General features: G+C 67.4%; 14 protein-coding genes. 3 read left to right on the top strand and 11 right to left on the bottom strand.

From position 1 onward, the window contains the following. The first annotated feature begins 68 nt into the window (after positions 1-68). Positions 69-872, top strand: coding sequence for a dienelactone hydrolase (locus PKD89_RS02095; protein WP_287375953.1), 804 nt, complete (start codon positions 69-71; stop codon positions 870-872). Between the two features lie 118 nt (positions 873-990). On the opposite strand, the gene PKD89_RS02090 is transcribed toward PKD89_RS02095, so the two are convergent. After that, a complete protein-coding gene (locus tag PKD89_RS02090; RefSeq protein ID WP_289012410.1) occupies positions 991-2,211 on the bottom strand; it encodes an AI-2E family transporter in 1,221 nt (406 codons plus the stop codon). After that, entirely contained in the window at positions 2,204-2,563 is a 360-nt protein-coding gene (locus tag PKD89_RS02085) for a hypothetical protein (protein ID WP_289012409.1), read from the bottom strand. The genes PKD89_RS02090 and PKD89_RS02085 overlap by 8 nt, the downstream gene beginning before the upstream one ends. A 613-nt stretch (positions 2,564-3,176) precedes the next feature. On the opposite strand from PKD89_RS02085, the gene PKD89_RS02080 reads away from it, so the two are divergent. After that, positions 3,177-5,267 carry a DEAD/DEAH box helicase gene (locus tag PKD89_RS02080; protein WP_425591220.1) on the top strand — a complete coding sequence of 697 codons (2,091 nt, stop codon included), beginning with the start codon at positions 3,177-3,179 and terminating at the stop codon, positions 5,265-5,267. A 116-nt stretch (positions 5,268-5,383) separates the two neighbouring features. Next, positions 5,384-7,153, top strand: a complete 1,770-nt coding sequence (locus PKD89_RS02075) for a glycoside hydrolase family 36 protein (RefSeq protein ID WP_289012407.1) — start codon at positions 5,384-5,386, stop codon at positions 7,151-7,153. A 125-nt stretch (positions 7,154-7,278) separates the two neighbouring features. Here PKD89_RS02075 and PKD89_RS02070 read toward each other — a convergent pair whose 3' ends face one another. The 9 genes from PKD89_RS02070 to PKD89_RS02030 all read right to left on the bottom strand — a co-directional run bounded on the left by PKD89_RS02070 (position 7,279) and on the right by PKD89_RS02030 (position 14,820). Further along, positions 7,279-7,641 carry a DUF971 domain-containing protein gene (locus tag PKD89_RS02070; RefSeq protein ID WP_287375966.1) on the bottom strand — a complete coding sequence of 121 codons (363 nt, stop codon included), beginning with the start codon at positions 7,639-7,641 and terminating at the stop codon, positions 7,279-7,281. A gap of 62 nt (positions 7,642-7,703) precedes the next feature. After that, positions 7,704-9,614 carry a DUF6398 domain-containing protein gene (locus PKD89_RS02065; protein ID WP_287375973.1) on the bottom strand — a complete coding sequence of 637 codons (1,911 nt, stop codon included), beginning with the start codon at positions 9,612-9,614 and terminating at the stop codon, positions 7,704-7,706. Between the two features lie 198 nt (positions 9,615-9,812). Next, the gene (locus PKD89_RS02060) at positions 9,813-10,364 is read right to left on the bottom strand and encodes a hypothetical protein (protein ID WP_287375974.1); all 552 of its coding nucleotides are present in this window, start codon (positions 10,362-10,364) and stop codon (positions 9,813-9,815) included. Beyond that, positions 10,364-10,537, bottom strand: a complete 174-nt coding sequence (locus tag PKD89_RS02055; protein WP_287375975.1) for a hypothetical protein — start codon at positions 10,535-10,537, stop codon at positions 10,364-10,366. Before PKD89_RS02055 ends, PKD89_RS02060 begins: the two co-directional genes overlap by 1 nt. A 527-nt stretch (positions 10,538-11,064) precedes the next feature. Further along, positions 11,065-11,406 carry a TfoX/Sxy family protein gene (locus PKD89_RS02050; protein WP_287375978.1) on the bottom strand — a complete coding sequence of 114 codons (342 nt, stop codon included), beginning with the start codon at positions 11,404-11,406 and terminating at the stop codon, positions 11,065-11,067. A gap of 217 nt (positions 11,407-11,623) precedes the next feature. After that, positions 11,624-12,148 carry a nuclear transport factor 2 family protein gene (locus PKD89_RS02045; protein WP_287375980.1) on the bottom strand — a complete coding sequence of 175 codons (525 nt, stop codon included), beginning with the start codon at positions 12,146-12,148 and terminating at the stop codon, positions 11,624-11,626. 10 nt (positions 12,149-12,158) lie between these two features. After that, positions 12,159-12,569, bottom strand: coding sequence for a PaaI family thioesterase (locus PKD89_RS02040; RefSeq protein WP_287375982.1), 411 nt, complete (start codon positions 12,567-12,569; stop codon positions 12,159-12,161). Positions 12,570-12,579: 10 nt separating this feature from the next. Further along, positions 12,580-13,332, bottom strand: coding sequence for an endonuclease/exonuclease/phosphatase family protein (locus PKD89_RS02035; RefSeq protein ID WP_289012406.1), 753 nt, complete (start codon positions 13,330-13,332; stop codon positions 12,580-12,582). Positions 13,333-13,338: 6 nt separating this feature from the next. Beyond that, positions 13,339-14,820, bottom strand: coding sequence for a class I adenylate-forming enzyme family protein (locus PKD89_RS02030; protein WP_289012405.1), 1,482 nt, complete (start codon positions 14,818-14,820; stop codon positions 13,339-13,341). Between the last annotated feature and the right edge of the window lie 8 nt (positions 14,821-14,828).

Below are 14,828 nucleotides of genomic sequence, written 5' to 3'. Positions count from 1 at the left end.
GTGCGGTCAAGTGGCGGTGGAGAGCCTACAGCGGGCGATCGGTCCGCACCGGCTGTCAGACTGGGGAGATGGCTGCCGACGATCCGCTGGACGACTTCGAGCTGGGCTCGCACAGCGGCGGCGGGTTTACACGCGAGGTGTACCGCAGCGGGGAGGGGCCCAACTGCATCGTTATGGCCGAGATCCCGGGGATCACCCCAGCGGTGGCCGACTTCGCCCGCCGGGTGCGGACGCTGGGCTGCTCGGTCACGCTGCCGGTGCTGTTCGGTGAGCCGGGTCGCTCGATCAGCCCCAGCTACATCGCTCGGTCGATCACCAAGGCGTGCGTGGCCTCGGAGTTTGCCGCCTTCGCCACCAACTCGACCGCTCCGATCTCCACCTGGTTGCGGTCACTGGCCAACGCCGAGCACGAACGCTGCGGTGGTCCCGGTGTCGGTGCGGTTGGCATGTGCTTCACCGGCGGGTTCGCGCTGGGGATGATGACCGAGCCCAGCGTCGTCGCACCGGTGCTCAGCCAGCCGTCGCTGCCGATCGGGCCAGGTAAGCGGCGCAGCTCCAGCGTCCACCTGTCACCGGTCGACCGCGCTGCGGTCGAGGCTCGGGCCGCCGCCGGCGTGTGCGTGATCGGGGCCCGCTTCTCCGACGATCCGCTGTCGCCGGCCCGCCGGTTCGCTGCGTTGGAGGATCTGCTCGGCGAAAACTTCATCGGCATCGAGATCGACTCGTCGAAGAACAATCCTCATGGCAACCGTCGGCTGGCGCACTCGGTGCTGACCGAGGACCTCGTCGACGAACCGGGCCACCCCACCAGGGTCGCCCTCGATCAGGTGCTGGAGTTTCTCGCCGATCGGCTGCTCCCAGACGCCGGATAGCGCAGCCCACTCGGAGCCGAAGCCGCGCCTCGCAAAGTTCGCCGACCGGTGGCCTCAACGCCGGGGCGAAGCATGATGCGCAGCGCATCGCGTCGCATCAACGTCGGCAAGCCCGTCGTCAGTCAGGGTCGCTTTCCGGGTCTCCATCGGCCGGCTCGTGGTCTGCCGCTGGCAGGGCGGCCAGGCCGGCTTCGGCAACACCTGGACCGCCCAGCGGGTCCGACGGTGCGTCGCCTCGGGTGTTATCGCTCAACAGACCCGCCTCTGAGCGAAGGCGCAGCTCGTTGCCGACCGCCGACAGCACTGCGGCGGCCGGGACGGACAGAAACGCCCCAACGATGCCCAGCATCGCCGAGCCGGTGGCGAGGGCGACCAGGATGACGATCGGGTGCAAGGACACCGCCCGCCGCATGATCACCGGCTGGAGGATGTGGCCCTCCAGTTGCTGCACGGCCACGACGGCTCCGAGTACCAGGAGCGCCGTGACCACCCCGCCGTCGGCGAGCGCCACGAGCACGGCGATGAGCCCGGCGATCGAGGCGCCGATCACCGGAAGGAAGCCCCCGAGAAACACCAGAAGGGTCAGGGGGATCACCAGCGGTACACCCAGGATGAGCAACGCCAACCCGATCCCGAGAGCGTCGATCAACGCGATGGTGGCGGTGCCCCGCACGTAGCCCGACAGCGCGGTCCAGGCGCGCGCCGCCAGCGCTGCGGCCGTCGGCCGGTAGCTCGCCGGGAGTCGCTCCTCTCCCCAGCTCATGAGGTCTTCGGCGTCTTTGGTGACGAAGAACAAGACCACGACCAGCAACGCCAAACCGGCGAGGAACTCGAAGGCGGTCGAGGCGCCCTTGACCACGCCATTGACCACGCCGGTGTTGCCCGAGCTCAGCGAGTCGCCCAGGCTCTTGCCAAAGTCCGTCAGCTCGGCACGGTCGTAACCGATCGGCCCCTCCTCGACCCAGTCGAGCACCGACTCGTAGCCGTCCTCCATCTTCGGGCCCAGGTCCCCGAGCTGGTTGGCGAAGCTCGGCGCCAGAGCCACGGCTCCGAGCACCAGGAGGATGATCGAACCGAGCACGACGGTGGTGGCGGCCAGGCTGGGCTTCATGCCGCGTCGCACCAGGGCATCCCGGGGCGGCATCGTCAGGGTCGACAGCACAGCGACGATCATCAACGGAAGCGTGACCACTAGAAAGTGGGTGACCATCCAGTACGTGGCGATCAGGAGGAGCAGGAGCAGGCCGAGCTGCCAGGCCCACGCCGAGGACCGCCGGAGCCAACGAGGGGTGAGGTGTTCGGTGCCGGCGGCGTTCGACCCCGTGCGCCCCTCAGTCATGGGTGAGGGGCTCGCAGTCAACGGTGCAGTCGGGGTCGGACGCAGGGCGGTGCCGGATGGCTCCGGTGGGCGTCACCCGGAGGACATCGCCGTCGAGGGTGGCGTCGCCGTCGACGATCAGGCTGAACTCGCCCTCCTCCGGGGCGGGCCACAGCAGGCTGACCATCGGTCGAACGCTTGCGTTTGCACCTGTCTTGCGCCCGGCGCCGCAGGTGAGCATGCCCCCTGCCAGCTCGACGGTGACGTGGCTGATGTGGGGCCGCAGGTCATCGCTGGTGGTCATGAGGAAGGCGTGCGACCCGTAACGACGCAGTGCAGCGTCCAGTTCGTCGAGGTCTACGGGGTGGCTCATGGGTCGCACGCTACCGGAGCGCAACAATCCGGGCTCGTAGCGGGCCGGCTGGGCCGAGTACAATAGATGCTCTCGCGAATAGGGCCATCCGTCGCCGTTGGGGCGATGCTGCTGCTCGTCGCCACGTATGGAGTGAGTTGTGTCGAACGATCCTGTGACCCCCGAAACCGCCGGGCCCGATGAGGCCGTCGATGAACAAGTATCGAACCCGGCACCCGCGACTTCCGCGCCTCCGGCGCCGACTGCGCCGGCCGAGTCCGTGCAACGCCAGCTTGTGTTGACCTCCGATCCCAACCCTGAGCCCGAGCCGGTAGCTGCTGTCGCCGAGCCGGCTGCCGCCGAGCCGATTGCCGCCGAGCCCGAGCCCGAGCCGGTTGCCGCCGAGCCGATTGCTGTCGAGCCGGTTGCTGTCGGGCCGGTTGTTGTCGAACCTGTGCCAGCCATTGCTGAGCCTGCGGGTTCCGAGCCCGTGCCAGTGGCTGTCGAGCCTGAGTCGGAGCCCGCTGCTGTTGCTCCGGAGCCGGTGGTTGATGATCCCGAGCCTGAGCCAGTGCCCGCTGCTGTCGAGCCTGAGCCGGCGCCAGCACCGGTCGATCCCGAGCCCGTTACTGCGATTGAGCCGGTTGCTGTTGAAGTTGAGCCTGAGCCGGAGCCCGCTGCTGTTGAGCCTGAGCCTGAGCCTGAGCCGCAGGCTGCCGAGCCCACCCCGAGCGGTTTCGAGGCCCTTGAGCTGCGGCCCGAGCTGCTGAAGGCACTGGCCGACCTGGGCTACGAGGAGCCCACGCCGATTCAGGCCGAGGCGATTCCACCGATGCTGGCCGGGAGTGATCTGATCGGTCAGGCGGCCACCGGCACCGGCAAGACCGCAGCGTTCGCGCTGCCGATCCTCAGCCGCATCGACCTGGATGCAGCGGCTCGCAAGACGCCCCAGGCGTTGGTGCTGTGCCCCACCCGTGAGCTGGCCGTGCAAGTGTCGGAAGCGATCTACAAGTACGGCCGAGGGCTGGGCGTGCGGGTGCTGCCGGTCTACGGCGGCCAACCGATCGGGCGGCAGCTGTCGCGTCTGCGCGGGGGCGTCGACGTCGTCGTCGCCACGCCGGGCCGGGCTGTCGACCACCTCCATCGGGGCTCGCTGGCGCTGAACGACCTGAAGATGGTCGTGCTCGACGAGGCGGACGAGATGCTCGACATGGGCTTCGCCGACGACCTCGACGAGCTGCTCGAAGGCAGTGCCGGCAGCCGCCAGACCGTGCTGTTCTCGGCCACGGTTCCCGCCCGCATTAAGGGCCTGGCCGGCCGCCACCTCAGCAACCCGGTGCGGATCAGCATCGGCGATGCTGCCCCGTCCGAGAGCGGCGCTCCGTTGGTCTCCCAGCGGGTCTACGTCGTGCACCGTGCGCACAAGGCGGCGGCGCTCGGACGCATCCTCGATGTCGAGTCGCCCGATGCCGCCCTGGTGTTCTGCCGCACCCGGGTGGAGGTCGACCAGCTGACCGAAACGATGAACGGGCGCGGCTATCGGGCCGAGGCCCTGCACGGCGGCATGAACCAGGAGGAGCGCGATCGGGTGATGGGTCGGCTCCGAGGCGGGGTGGCCGACCTGCTGGTCGCCACCGACGTCGCCGCTCGCGGGTTGGACGTCGACCACTTGACCCACGTGGTCAACTACGACGTGCCGTCGGCCCCCGAGACCTACGTGCACCGGATCGGCCGGGTGGGGCGCGCCGGCCGCGAGGGCGTGGCGATCACGCTGTCCGAGCCCCGCGAGCGTCGCCAGCTCGACAACATCGAGCGCCTCACCGGTCGCCGCATGGAGGTGGCCAAGGTTCCCAGCGCCGCCCAGCGGCGTTCCCGGAAGCTCGAGCAGCTGGCCGCAACATTGCGCTCCACCCTGGAGAACGCCGGGGTGGAATCGGCGCTTGAGGGCAGTGAGCTGGACACGCCAGAGCTGGAGCGGTTTGTGCCGGTGGTCGAAGCGCTCGCCGACGACTACTCGGAGCGTCTGGTGCTGCTCGCTGCGCTCAAGCTGGTGCAGGAAGTGAGCGGCGTCGTCGACGACGACCAGGAGATCCCCGACGTGTCGGCGCGAGGCGACAAGCGGAGCAAGGGCCGCAACCAGCGCGACGGTGCTCCTCGTGGTCGGGAGCGGGATTCTGGGGAGCGCGGGCCCCGCGGGCCCCGGTCCGAAGAGCGCGAGAGCCGAGGTGGTCCTCGAGGTCGCGATGATCGCGGTTCCAGCCGGGGTGCTCCGGCGGGCGACATGGCCCGAATCTTTGTTGGCGTTGGCAAGAACCACGGTGTGCGCCCCGGTGACTTGGTGGGAGCGATTGCCAACGAAACCCGGGTCGATGGCCCCGATATCGGCAAGATCAACGTGGCGCCCAACTTCACGATCGTGGAGGTGCCCGACCGCAACGCTCGCGAGGTGATCACCGCGCTGCGAGCCACCACCATTCGGGGCGAGACCCCGACGGTGCGCTTCGATAAGGCCGGCTCCGACGAGTGGGAGGATCGTCGCGGGAGCGACCGCGGCGACCGTCCGGATCGTGGCGGGTATCAGGGGCGCGACGACCGGGGTTCCGGTCGAGGCGATCGAGGCGGCTACCAGGGGCGCGACGATCGGGGTTCCGGCCGTGGCGATCGAGGCGGCTACCAGGGACGGGACGATCGGGGCGGCAAGCCCCGTTCGCGACGAGACGGCTGAGACGCACCCAACCGGGCTGACACTCGGGTTTCCGTGAGGTTCGTCTGAAGCGACGCTTCTCGACGCGCATCGCTATCGTCGTGCGCTCCGTTGGATACCGAGGGGGGAACGCCGGGATGGCCATTGTGAACGAGCGTTGGTTGGAGGGCGCCCGCGTAGTGGTTCGACGCCCCGGGGTCGCCGAATCGGCAGCAGCGTTGGACGGCGATTCGATCGCTCTGGGTGGCGTTGTGATCCGCTGCGACGCTACTGCCGATGGCTGGACCTGGTCGGTGCACAACCCCGGGTCGGAGCCCGTCGAGCTCGATGCAGTCGCCGTCGACATCGAGCTTGGGCGCGCCGGCGAAGACGTCAGCGTGTTTTGTCACGGTTACCAGTCGTGGCTGCCGTCGCGAGGCCAACGCCTCGGCGTCGACTGCGACGACACCAACGCGCCCGACAGCACCGAGTACGTTCGTCCCTCGTTCCACGCCGATCCCGGTGTGGCCCCCGAGGGGTGGCTGCGCTCGGAGCAGGTGGTGGTTGCCGATCTCGGTCAGGGTGAGCCGCTGGTTCAGCTCGGGTTTCTGGGCGGAACCACGCACGAGGGCACCTTCTGGTTGTACCGAGAGGGTGGCACGGTTCGCCTGCGGGCCGAGGCCTGGCTCGGGGGTGTGCAGCTACCGGGCGGGTCCACCCGAACCCTCCATCCGGTCGCCACGGCCAGCGGCGTCGACGCTCACCGGTTGCTGGCCGGCTGGGCCGACCGGGTCGGCGCTGCGGAGGGGGCCCTCACCAGCGGTGCATACACGGTGGGCTGGTGCTCCTGGTACCACTACTTCGAGCGGGTGACCGAGGACGACATCGCCTCCAACCTGGCAGCGGCGACAGAGGGTGGCTGGCCCTTCGACGTGTTTCAGGTCGACGACGGCTTTCAGGCCCACATCGGCGACTGGCTGACCACCAACGACAGCTTTCCGTCCGGGTTGGCGCCGCTGGCGACCTCGATCGCTGCAGCGGGCTTCACCCCGGGAATTTGGATCGCCCCGTTCCTAGCCCATCCTGACTCGCAGCTGGCCAAGGACCACCCCGACTGGGTGCCCCGCCACGCCGATGGCAACCCACTGGTCGGCATGTTCAACCCAATTTGGGACGGCATGGTGTGGCAGCTCGACGTGACCATGCCCGAGGTGCTGGAGCACCTGGAGTCGGTCGCCGCCGAACTGGTGCGCCTCGGCTTTACCTACCTGAAGCTCGACTTCACCTTCAGTTCGACGTTTCGCGGTGCGTATTTCGACCCCACCAAGACGCCTGCCGAGCGGGTGCGGATGGGCTACGACGCCATCCGTCGTGGCGCCGGTGACGATGCCTACATCCTTGGTTGTGGGGCGCCGTTGGCCTCCACGGTGGGCTTGGTCGACGCCATGCGCATCGGGTCCGACGTCGCCCCGTACTGGTTGCCAAGGGATCCGGAGCCGGGCACCGAGTACCAGGCGCCGTCGGTGCGCAACGCCTACATCAACACGGTAAGCCGCACCTGGCAACACCGCCGGCTGTGGCAGAACGACCCCGACTGCCTGATGTTGCGCCATTCCGAGACCGACCTGACCGACGTGGAGATCGCCACGTGGTCCGCAGCGGTGGCCGTGTCGGGAGGTCTGGCGCTGGTGTCGGACGACCTGGCGTTGCTCGGCGAACGGGAGCGGGCGCTGCTCGATCGCGTGATCGAGGTTGGACGTGCGGCGGACGCGGCGTCGCTCGGGCCGGATGAGCCGAGATGCGACGATCTGATGCGTCCCGGCGGCCCCACCTCGATCTCCGGCGGTGGGGCGTCGATGACCGCCGACCCCGAGCGGCCCGTGCCATCCTTCGGCGGCACGGCGACTGGCTTCGGTACCGACTCATGACCTGCCTCCCGTCGTAACGACACCCATGCCGGAACCGGGTGGGTTTACTTTCTACAGGTGGAAGCAAATGCACCCAGCTGGACCTTGGGGGCGATGACTTCACCAACGTGAGGCCAATTGATACGTCAGCCCTCGCGAGAGCCGCCGAGGCCGGAATCCGGCAGGTAGCTGGCTTCGCCGTCGTACCAGCGGCGTAGCGAGGTGAAGGGATAGATGCCCGCCGAGTGGCCGTCGTTCCAGGTGAAGGTCAGCGCCCAAGCGCCATGCAGCGCCGCATCGGTGATCTCCAACGGCATCTGGCTGCCGGGTACCGGCCACACGGGCAGGCCCTGGTCGCGCCGGCTGCGACACCCGGCGCAGGGGCATGCGCGGCGCAGGTCCTCCAGTTCGAACACCGCAACCTCTCCGTCGCCGAACGTGAGCGTGACCGACTCGGTCTTGTCCACCTCGATGTTGTCGACTGCGGACGCGGCGTCGGGGTTGGTCATGTCCCCAGCCTCTCGCGGAACGCCCGCCGTAGCGAGACCACGGGCGTCGGCGGTACCGAAAGTCAGTGCCGTTCACCCGGGGGGCTGACGCCACCCAACATGGCGGCCGTCCGGTTGTAACGGAATCGGCCGGAGCCGTCGGCGTTCAGCCAGGCTCGGACGGTGGTGGCCTTGTTTGTCATCGACGCCTTGGACACGGTGGGGAATGCGTCGACCAGTTGCTGCGGCGCGAGTTTTTCGTCGAAGCCAAATATCCTGCCTGTGGAGTCGAAGGCGCTATGAACCTGCGCCACTGCGTAGGTGATCGAAGCCGCCCACACGTCGGGCCGACCTCGCAGGAAGGGTTGGGTGTGGCGTTCGGCCAGATCGGCGAGCATCCGTCGTGCCGACGTGAGGTGGTCGGGTGAGAACAGGTCGTCCAGCACAGGTTCGGCCATCGCCAGCACGGACTCGCAGTGGGGCACCGCTTTCGCGGGCACCAGGTCCCACATCATCTCGGCAGCGCCGTCAGCTGGCCACGGCTCGGCTGTCGCCCCCACCTGGGCGGGGTCCCAGGTGGCGAGGAGTTCCCTAACGGATATGGGGTCCTCCAGGTCGATGCCCATCTCCACGGCCAGGCGGATCAGGTCGACCATCGGGGTGATGGCATCTTGGGCGTCGGGATCGATGGCGCACTCGTAGTGCTGATCGAACACCTCCAGGGCCTCGACGGTGACCGACTCGGGCCACCCCTTCAACCGGTGGCAATAGGCGATCCACTCGGTCAGGACCGGCTCGAGTAACTCGTCGGTGTCCGGATCGGACATGACCTTCACGCCATAGAAATGGAGAAAGCCCTCCACCACCATGGGCGACCAGCGATGGATGTCGCCTCCGGCGTAGCCCTCCGAGTAGTCGATGAACAGCTCGCAGAACTCGCCGATCTGCTGGGATGAACCTGGGTCGTCCTCCAGCCCGAGCGTCGCTGCCACACCGTCGGCGTTGAGGAACTCAAGGATGAGTTGCTCGCGTTGGTCATGGGAGGCCTCGATCGGATCGGGCGGTGCAACCGATGGCTGTCCAGAGAGGATCTGGCGCGCAAGTGGAACGAACAGGTACGAGTCGTCGGACACCGGCGCGTCGATCATCATCTCGGTGAGGTCGATGGCGTGGCTGATACGGCCGGCGGCCTCAGCGGGTTCAAGAGGCTCGAGGTGGCGGATCACGTCGGCTCGGCATGGCGGTTCGTCAGGCCCAACCGGCCATGGAGTACCGGGTGTAAACACCCTCCGGTACTCGTCGATCGTCGTCACGACGAACTCCTGGACGAAGGGCCCGTCCTGCACGACGATGCTGGCAAACAGCACCTGGTTTTCCCAGTTGCCGGGCCAGCTCAGCTCCAGCCCGATGGTGTCGAGATCGCCGAGGTCATCCCATCCGCGCCAACCACCGACCGATGTGGCGTTCCAGACGGCGTCGGCCCACTGCGGTGCCCCGATCTTGGATTCCAGCAGGTTCACGCGACGCAACAGGTCCGATTGGGCGCCCGGGGCGCAAAAGGGAAGCATCGGCCTGATGCAGTCGACATAGCGGGCCTCGGGGCGGAACTGTTGGCTTTCGGCCAAAGCCAGGACCGCCGAGGTCAACATCGCCTCGGCGTCCTCCGTCGGTGCCATTCCGGTCAACTCGCTCGGTCGCGACGACGCTGGGCCACCGGGCATGGGTTCGTCGTCGGCGATCGACCGGGTCAGCCCGACCAGCTCACAGGCAAGGCGTTCGACCTCCGCCGGGTGGTCGTCACGGGAGGGGATGAGGTGGTTGGCCAACGGATCGAACAGGCCGGTGATCGGCGGGGGTGCATCGAAGCGGCCACCTACCCCACCGATCGACGGGACTCCCGACACCTCGGTGGTACCTGGTCGAAAGCGTGCGGCGTCACCTCTGGGGGTGACGCGACCGCCGCCTTTGCGTTGACCCTTGCGTCGGCGAGACATGACCCCAGTCTGTCAGCCGGCACCCCACCTGGGTCGACCTACCAAATCGGAGCGTGTATCGCCTCGCGGCTAATTGGCGTTGCCTGGAGTTGTCGCCAGGTGCCGGTCGGCTGTCAGCAGGGGCGCCCTGAGCGACTCGGCGAGCGCGACGGCGAGCCGCACGCCCCGATCGATCGGAGACCAAGCCAGATGCGCGGTCTACTCTGCGAGACGTCGGGCCTGTTGGAGGAGGTTCTCGACCCCTAAGTCCGGCGCCCAGCGGTCCATGTAATCATGGTCCAGCGCCGGACCCTGCGTCTCGAGCACGGCCACGACATCGGCCAATTGCCGGTCGGATCCACCCATCCGCATCCACTCCAGCTTGCTCAGAATCGTGTCCTCGGCGGTGGCGACGTACAGGTCGACCTCGCCGATTCGGGCGTGCTGGCGTCGACCGAGCTCCACCTCGCTGAATCGACGCGCTTTGCGGATGATCAGATCCACCTTCCAGCCCCCGGTGGTGTCGATCACGTTGAACATGTCGCGGTCGGCAACGGCCTGCTGGGCGTTGCCGACATAGAACCGCGTGGGATCGAACTGATTGACGAGGAGCTTGACCGCCACATGATCCGTTTCGATCACGATGTCGATGTCCCGGGTCATTCGGGGTTCAGCGTGATGGGTGCTGGCTATCGAGCCGGTCACCATGTAGGTGACCCCGGCGGCATCGAGGGCAGCGATGACCTCGGCGAGAAAGCCGAACTGGCTCATCATCGGGTCGTCAGGCGTTCCACGAACTCTCTGCCGTGAAGCAGCTGCAACCATTCGAGTCTCACCTGCTCGTCGCTCAACTCCGGCCGCCTTGCCCGGATCCCCGACATCGAAATCTCCCTGGCCTCGTCGGCCATAGCTAGTGCCGCCAGCACCCGCTGTTCGCCGGTCATGGCTTGAAACACCGCCCGTTGGACGGCGTGAGCCTCTGAAGACGTATCGAGCGATCGCACACCCTCAAGGTACCCGGCCCGGAGCCGGGCATCGGGCAGCGACACCCTCCGGTGGGGGACGAACGAAACCGGCTATCGAGCGGGAAGGGTGCGGGCGAACTCAGCCTCCGATTGACACCTTCCACCCTTGTGTGTCTGGCCTGCCGATATGTGGGTAAGTTCGCAACGGGACGGTGCCGATGAAACTTGGCGTTTTGTGGTTCTTGTTGATTTCGTCGGCTGTGTTGTCGGTCGTGGCCGCCATCCTCTTCCTGGTCCACCCGATGGAGGGCGACGGTGTCATCCAAATTGTCAAATGGGGGTATGACTTCGATGGCGTCGGCGTTACTCCGGGTACCGCCTCCGGACTCTTCGTGCTGAGTTGCTCCGACCGTCATCGGTTGCCCCAACTTCTGAGTTAGCCGTGGTCTCGGTCTGGCTACTACAGCCTGCAGCACAGCCGCCCGGTTCGGCCGTGAATGCGACTACTACGTCGCGCGCTTGGCGGGCAGGCGGCGGGCGAAGGCGACGCCCACCTCGATCCAGAATCTGAGCCGGGCAGTGGCGAGGAGGTGGTCGGCGTCGACGTCGAGCCAACCGGTCATCGGTCGGTTGCGCATCACCACCATGCTGGTGCCGGGCTCGTCGAGGAGTTCGTCGAAGCGGTCCGCTCCGGTTCGCACCATCAGCGCGCCTTTGCTGTTGGCGGCTACCGCCATGTTCCCACTCACTAGAAAGGCCAGCCCACCGAACATCCTGCGTTCGGTGACGCCGACTTCGTCGCCGAGCAGCGCTCGAATCCGGTCAGCGAGGTGCACGTCGTAGGTCATGGAGCACAAGGTACCGGGACGAGAATTTGATGCAGAGCGAATATTGACGGCACTTGGCCGGGAGCCGCCACAAGGCCCCTAGCGAGTGTCCTCGGCGCTTGAGCTGAGCGGCTCCGGCAGCGAACTCTGCCGCTATCGCGTCGTAGAGCGCGCGATAGCGACAGAGTTCCCTGGGCGCGCATTGGACCAAAGCGGAGGAGGAACCGTCACGAGAGGTTCACGAAGCCGCCGCGTCGTTCGACCAGAACTCCCGCCAGGTGTCCCAGGCCTCCGGTCGGGTGCCCAGACCGTCGTGGTTCTTCGGCCAGTCGGCAGGCGGCAGCGTTAGCGGGTTCACTCCCACCTCGGCGCCGTAGAACAGCTCGTGGATCCGACGCACGAAGTACCAGCGGCCGTCCCGTCGCTCGTAGGTGTCGCTGTAGAGGATGGCCTGGTGGATCCAGCGGTCGCCGTCCTGGATCTCGGCCTTGCAGTACACCTGGCCGGCGGCATGGTCGGCGTCGACCACGTCGACCAGCTGAGTGCCGACGAACAGAAACGAGCGGCCGATGCCTCGCAACGCCTGGTCGAAGCTGTCTCGCAGCGTTTCTCGTCCGGTGCCGAGCCGGCCGACGTTGACGTCGTCGACAAACAGCCCGACCAGCGTGTCCAAATCGCGGGCGTCGGTGGCGATCGCATAACGGGCCACCAGATTGCGGATCTCGTCGGTGGCGATCAGGCGCTCGAGCGGAGACGGGTCCATAGCGCCCGGTCTAGTCCTTGGCCCGAGGCAGCACATAGGTGCCCTGGGCGACGGCCGTGGGTCGGTCGGAGCGATCATCCATCCACACCGACACCGAGCCGACCACCGAACGACGGGTGGCGGTGGCCAGGTCGGCTCGTGCCCAGATGCGTTCCCCCTGCGCGGGGCGCAGGAAGCGGATCGACAGCTCGGAGGTGAGCGCCATCGGCTCGATGCGGCCGATCGCCACGAAGGTCACGTACCAGAGGGCCGCATCGGCGATAGCGAATTGGGTCGGGCCAGAGACGTACCCGCCGGGCCGAATCGACAGCTCGCTCAGCTCGGTCGATGCAACGGCGTAGGTGTCGCCCAGTTCGACGCAGTTGGCGCCGGCGCCGGGGAAGTGCTCGGCCAGCATGACGTTGACGTCGTCGGCGTTCATCCGCCGAACCCTACGGCTCCACCGACCTCGGCAGGGTCGTCGGTTGCGCAGGGGCGAGGCCGATGTCGACGCCTGATCCGTCATGGTCCGACAGGCGGCGTCCGTCGACCTGGTTGGGCCAGCCCCACACCGTCTGGGCCTGTAGGTGATCGCTGAGTGCGATGTGATCGATGCCCGGTCGGGAGACACCTTTCAGGACACCTTCGGTTACGATCTGCAGTGGTTGGAACGCTGCGGCGAGTGCCTGGGCGGCGCGATGGTTGCCGTAGCGAACCCGTGGGATCCGCTGGTTGAAGTCGCCGACGACGATCGTCGGCACGGTTACCCCGGCGGTCATGTCGGCGAGGATCGCCAGGTAGTCGAGGTGCAGCTCCCACGGGCGACGCTTAACGTCGATTGGGTAGGTGACCTCGGCCATGTGCCATGGGATGCAGACCGCCAACACCCGGATCGGCCCGATGGGCGTCTCGGTGGTGGCGGCGACAAAGCGGCTGGTGTCGAGACCTGGCGCACCAGCGTGGTCGACGTCTGAGAATGGCTGGCGGGACCAGGCCAGGACCGTGCGCTCGTCGGCGTCGTGGCGTGGCTTTCGGGGCGGCTTGCTCCAGAGGGTGTGGCCGCCCCGTTTGGGGAACGTGATCCGGGTTTCGGTCAGCACCGCGATGTCGGGCGCCAGCGAGAACACATGGTCGACCGCTGCGCTGCCGCGCCCGCGTAGCGGCTGGGTTCGCTCGAGGTTCCAGGTGAGGATGCGGGCCGGCACCGGGGATCAGCCGGCTGCCTGTGCCGAACGGCTGCGCAGATCGGGCTTGGCCATCTTGCCAATCGGGTTCTTGGGCAGGTTGTCGATGATCGTGATCTGTACGGCCACCTTGTAGCGGGCCAACCGATCGGCGCACCGCGCCAGTAGCTCCTCAGCGGTGGTGGCGCCTGCGTTTCTCAGCGAGACGTAGGCCACCGGCACCTCGCCAAGCACGTCGTCGGGGCGACCAACCACCGCGGCCTCCAGCACCTCGGGATGCCCATAGAGCACGTTCTCGATTCCCTTGGGGTAGATGTTCTCGCCGCCCCGGATGATCATGTCCTTCAATCGGTCGACGATGCTCAGGTAGCCGACCTCGTCGATCGCGCCGACGTCGCCGGTACGCAGCCAGCCGTCGACGAGGGTGTTGGGGGTCTCCTCGGGGCGTCCCAGGTAGCCGCGCATCACGATCGGACCGCGAATGATCACTTCGCCCCGGCCCTCTGTGGTCGGGCGACCGTCTTCGCCGAGCAATATCACCTCTTGGCCCGGCAGCGCCACGCCGACGGTGCCCGGCTTGTGGACGCCGTCGATCGGGTTCAGCGTCGAGGCGCAGGTGGCCTCCGAGAGCCCGTAGCCCTCCACGATCGGGAGGCTGAAGCGCTGCTCGAAGCGTTCGTTCAGCTCGGCGGGCATCGGCGCCGCACCGCACACGGCGAAGCGAACCGATGACACGTCGGGCTCGACGCTGTCGGGCAGCGTGGACAACATGGCGTAGATGGCCGGCACGGCGGAGAAGTAGGTCGGCCGCTCCCGAGCGATGATGTCGAAGAACGCCAAGGGCGAGAACCTGGCGGTGATCGACGTGGACCCGCCGACGGCCAGCGGCGACAGGATTGACACGACGATGCCGTTGACGTGGAACAGCGGCAGGATGAGTAGGCAACGATCGGTCGCGCCGAGCCCGGTCGCCTCGATGATGCCCGTCACCATGGCGATCAGGTTGGCGTGGTCGAGCTCAACCCCCTTGGGTGTCCCGGTCGTGCCGCTGGTGTAGATGAGCAGGGCCAACGCCGACGGATCGGTTGCGGAGGGCACGGTGGCGCCGCCGAAACCAGTGGTGGGAAGATCCGCCACATCGACGAAGGTGGCGTCGTCCAACTGGAACGCAGACCCTTCGTGGACCACGACCTTCGAGGCGGAGTCGCTCAACTGAAACTCGGCCTCGTTGGCCTTCTGGGCGGGGTTGACCGGCGTGAGCGTGGCGCCGACCTGCCAGGCGGCGAACATGACGACGACGAGCTCGACGCGGTTGGTGAGAACAGTGGCCACCACGTCGCCGGCACCGACGCTGTGCGAGGCCAACATGGCGGCCGTAGCGTCGACCCGCTGAGCGAACTCGACGTTGGTCAGGTCGAGGCGGTCATCGTCCAAGCACCTACCGCCGGGGTGCTCGGCGGCGCGTCGGGCAGGAAGGGTTGCCAGATGGTCGATCGTTGGCTCGATCACCCCAACCT

This window comes from Candidatus Neomicrothrix sp. (assembly GCF_035329545.1).
Taxonomy (GTDB): Bacteria; Actinomycetota; Acidimicrobiia; order Acidimicrobiales; family Microtrichaceae; genus Microthrix; species Microthrix subdominans.
This window is presented reverse-complemented; position numbering and strand designations above follow the sequence as displayed.